Source organism: Corynebacterium sp. HMSC059E07 (assembly GCF_001814395.1).
Classification (GTDB): domain Bacteria; phylum Actinomycetota; class Actinomycetes; order Mycobacteriales; family Mycobacteriaceae; genus Corynebacterium; species Corynebacterium hesseae.
Genome location: NZ_KV816284.1, coordinates 162,327 through 166,968, shown reverse-complemented (window position 1 = coordinate 166,968; position 4,642 = coordinate 162,327). Strand labels below are relative to the sequence as shown.

Below are 4,642 nucleotides of genomic sequence, written 5' to 3'. Positions count from 1 at the left end.
CGGACTCGCGGTACCAACTACCCCAAATCGACAAATACATCTCAGAGGCTCACGTTAAAGACTTACTGCGATATGCTGATGTCCTTTCCTACTCTGAAGACCTTCGTCACAGGGAGCTATCGTACGTAATCGTATCCCTCCTGCTAGAAGCGGGCTCCGAGTCACTAAAAGAGGAGATCATCCCCGTAGCAGAAGCGGTATTCATTAACCTCGGCAACTTTCCGGGGATAAGCGGCTTGGCGAAGGCAGGAGACTCCAAGTATGTGCTGCCGGCTTCGAATCAGGCTCGGCGTCTGGCGAAGGAGATAATTCAGCTTTCAAGCAGTAAAAGAGCTGTCTTAACCGATCCGCAGTATCAGATTCGTAAATCCCTTGCTACCGTAAACTTCTTCAGCTTCTCAGGCCCGACTTCACTCGGAAAATCCTTTATCATCAAGGATTTTCTATACGATCTAGTTCAGCAGCCAGGACTAGATGATCAGTGCATAATAGTGCTTGTACCCACCAAGGCACTCATCTCCCAAACCGCTGCCGATCTTAGGGCTCTGCTGTTAGAGTTTCCCGATGTCCATGTTGCTACGTTCCCGGTAATTCCTGCGGTGCTTCGCGCAAGATTCAAGCGCTCAATTTTGGTACTCACTCCGGAGAGACTCCTACGTTACCTCTCGAATCCCGAACGAGGAATTTCCTATCTCATCGTGGATGAAGCGCAGAAGATTATTTCCGCGAAAGATGCAAGAAGCTCCCTCTACTATCATGCAATCAATGAGCTCCTGAGAAGATACGCGGCAAGATTGCTATTTTCATCGCCAAGCATCGACAACCCTGAGATCTTCTTGAAGCTATTCGGTAAGAGCGCAGACGGTGCCCTGGCTATCGATGAGCGTTCCGTAGCCCAAACGAGGTACTTTGTCGACCTCGTGCGCAATCGTCAGTTTCTATATCCCTACCTCGATGATGGCGAGACTGAGCTTGCAACCAAGCCAAATGAGTCTGACGCCTACTCTTATATCATTAGATTGAGTGCGGGTGATAAGTCCATCATTTACGTAAATAGCTCCCTTCGTGCCGCTGATTTCGCGATGGAACTTGCAGAGAGATTAGCGTATACGGGTGATGAAAAGCTCGCCTCCTCCTCACGACGAGTTGGTGAGGTTGTTCATTCGGATTACTATTTAGCGGAAACTCTCAAAAAGGGTGTCGCATTCCACCACGGTAAAATGCCTCAGGAAGTCCGTCAGCAAGTTGAGCATGACTTCGCCGACCCTACATCTGGACTTCAGTTCGTAGTCTGTACGTCCACGCTTCTGGAAGGCGTCAATCTCCCTGCTAAGAATATATTTGTTCTCGATGACGCCCAGGGTTTGAGTGATTTTCAGAAGCTGGATTTCGAGAACCTGATTGGCCGAGCGGGAAGGCTCTCTTATGATTTTTCTGGTAATATAATCGTTCTGCGCGCTCAGCCCAATAAATGGAAGAAGGGGGAACCCGCCATTCTAAGGCGAGCCAAGCCGGAAAAGGCAAAGAGCTTCCTCGTGGACCCTCCGAAAAGACAGCGAAAAGATTACAATCATATTGCTGCGGTGCTACGAGGGGAGAAGGTGCCAAACACACCTTCGGCCGAAAGGCTTCGAAACTTGCGTCAGTACGCCTCCGTTCTGATGATCAATCATGTAGACAAATCCCCCACAATGCTGTCAACCAATTTTTTAGAAAAGGTTAAGGACAGTAAGGAGCTTCTAGACCGCTCCACCAAATCCCTACAAGTACCGATCGGGGTTCTTCGTCGGGCTCCGAGCATCAACCCCGAGTATCAAAACGAAGTCTGGCTGGGTCTTCTACTTGGGGAGCTTCAGCCTCTGATGGGAGGTGCAACCTCCTCGCTTGAGTGGTCGGACTGTCTAGATATCTTAAAGACCTTAAGTCGAGTGTATAACTGGCCGGAAGAGGAGTCGATCGGTCACGATCCACTTCTACCCAAGGGCAAGAATCCCACTCGGATCGAAGGTCGGCTGAGCTACTGGGCCATTCTGATGTCGAACTGGTTGAGCGGTAAGTCAACGTCTGAGATGATCGCCAACGCCCTTTGGTATCGTCAACGTACCGGAATTATCAGATACCTGACGTATGAACCTAGTCGTCGGTGGGTTCAGGAGGATTTTGATCTTAAGTCGGCGAGACATGTCAATATCGTAATCGAAGAGACTCTCAAGGACCTGGAGGGAGGCTTGCGCTTTCGCATTATGGAGTATCTGCAGAACTATTACGATATCTGTATTGCCCTTTTGGGTGAGAATAGAGATATTCTAAATTTACCTCAGATGATGGAATATGGCTCTTCTGATAAGCGTTTAATTGGCATCCAGGAGTTGGGTCTGAGTCGAGAATCCAGTCTCGAGATTCTTGATAAGGCTGTTTCCTACTTTTCGTTCGATGAATCTGGAAGGCTGACCGATGTCGATGACGTGGGTCTTGTGTCTTCGTCTGATCTTTCTGAGGAAGTAAGGGTTGAGGTTGGTCTACTTTTTCATCGTGAGTCAGCCTAGCGACTTTCGTTGGCTTGAGTTGGATTTACCATGGATCCGTTAATGGAAAACGCCACGTTGCTGATGTTAAGGATACGCTTTTAGCAGCGCGTCCCTAACATGCCGGCCACTAAGTGGACTTGTTGGCATAATTGGGTCGCACTTAGACTACCCGGTGAAAATTACCTCGCACACTGATCTGGGCTACTTGATGATGCTGGACAAGCGGGGCTGTGCGATGAATCGGTGACCTTCTCTATCGCTAAACTGTGCGATAGCTACGTCTGATTTCGCCCCTGATGTCCACCTCGCTTAGTAGGCTCAAGACTTATTGAACCGACCACGGAGACTTAGGTGTTTGGAATTGGAACAGGATCTTGCTGTGGACGTTAGGACTAACGAGATTGACGACAAGGCCCAAGACGAGGCAACGGGATTGGACGAAGGCATAAGCCTCGTCGACGAACTCGGCGAAGGTGAACAACAAGGCAATAACAGTCAGCTCGAAGAGTCGGACGAGGCCGGCCAGACCGCAGACACCTCCCAGGATGATGGGACCGGCAACGATCTCGGCTCTAGTGACGAGGGTGATGAGGCTTCCGGAGGGGCCCTGGAGTCTCTGGAAGTAGAGGTGGTTGTGCGCGGCAGCGAGGTGATGGTCTTTGGTGATGAGGTGGCTATCCAGGTGTTCATAGACTCGCTTGCTATCCCAGAGTTGAAGACAGCGGCGATCGGCGGGAACCTTGCTCGTATCCTCGACCAACAGCTGAAGAACAGTGGGGCTCTGGTTCAGGGGATGGCTGAGATCTCTGAAAATTCAGGTCGCTTCGTGAGGCTCACGAAAGAGACGCTCGAGGGCATTAAGGAGTTCGGACTGGTTGACACTGACGTACCTGGGATCAAGCACGTGATGCTGGGCACACGCGGGAACATCAAGAAATGGGCGCAAATGGAGGTAGGCATTCGGTCTAAGCTCCTTAACCCAGCGATGCTCTCTGGCGTCGGCGGCATAATGATGCAGCTTGCGACTCAGCAGTCCATGGCTGAGATCACTGCTTATGTCAAGAAGATTGATCAGAAGTTAGATGTCGTCATCAGGAAGATTGATCAGACTAAGAAGTCCGATCTTGAGGGTTTACTGAAGACTCTCCGAGAAGCCACGCTCCGGTATGAGCGCGAAGGGGTCGTCGACCCTCGGTTTATGAACGAGATTATCTCCTTCCAAAACACCGTGAATGTGGTTGAGAGCTATGCATGGGATCAGATTTTCGGGATTGTTAACGACCTTCCAAAACAAGGCGGCATCAAAAAGGTACAGGCCGCTACTGATTCGGCCCACCATGAGATTTCGCAGTGGCTTGGTGTTCTTGCCAAAGTCTATCTAGCCGAATGCCGACTGGACGATTTCAAGCTTAAGGAAAAGCTGGAGGAGTCCATCGAGGCCTACAGTGAGGAGCTAGAGACGCTGTGTGCGCTGAGGGCTGATCGAGTTCGGAAGCGGGTGAAGAGGATTGCGAACCTCGGAAAAGTTGCGTTCGATGTGGCTCGGTACGCAGAGCGTAAGCGTGTAACCAACCAGGCTCGGGCACTGGAGTTGCATCAGCAGGCTAATGACATATTGGAGCTCACCTACGATTTCGGTGAGGCAACGCAGCTATCGGTCAATCGGAAAGCTATTCCGCTAGCCGAGCAGAGTAAACTTCAGGAGTCTACCTCCAACTTTATTCAGACGCAGCGTGATGAGCTGCCTGAGAAGGCTTTAAGGTTTGTCATCGTCAAGGGGATTAGGTATATGATATCAGCCCGCAGACGAGGTCGACTGTAAATACATTTAGATAATTAGCTCCGCATGCTGCGCTTTAAGTTTCCTGCCGCTTATGTTTAAATTGATGCAGATAACTAAATAGAGGAACGATAAATAGACATATGAAGAAGCAATCTCTACACATCGGAAGCTACTTTACTGGAAGAGCCCAATCCAAGAGCCGTAGGCTACCAGGCTTTACGATTGTGGAGTTGCTGATTGTAATTGTAGTGATAGGTATTTTAGCTGCTATCTCCATTGTGGCGTATAACGGGATACTGCTTCGATAACGCGATGGCCGAGTCGTTCTGGT

At 50.0% G+C, this 4,642-nt stretch carries 3 protein-coding genes; all 3 read left to right on the top strand.

Annotated features, from left to right (window positions below; translation table 11 throughout):
* Positions 1 to 2,546, top strand: a 2,546-nt coding sequence (locus HMPREF2967_RS03580; RefSeq protein ID WP_070685016.1) for a DEAD/DEAH box helicase, incomplete at its 5' end; no start/stop codon positions are given.
* 343 nt (positions 2,547 to 2,889) lie between these two features.
* The gene (locus HMPREF2967_RS03575) at positions 2,890 to 4,350 is read left to right on the top strand and encodes a hypothetical protein (protein ID WP_154761986.1); all 1,461 of its coding nucleotides are present in this window, start codon (positions 2,890 to 2,892) and stop codon (positions 4,348 to 4,350) included.
* A 101-nt stretch (positions 4,351 to 4,451) separates the two neighbouring features.
* Positions 4,452 to 4,619 (top strand): type IV pilin protein, encoded by a 168-nt coding sequence (locus tag HMPREF2967_RS13535; RefSeq protein WP_083309023.1) that lies wholly within the window; start codon positions 4,452 to 4,454, stop codon positions 4,617 to 4,619.
* The last annotated feature ends 23 nt before the right edge of the window (positions 4,620 to 4,642 follow it).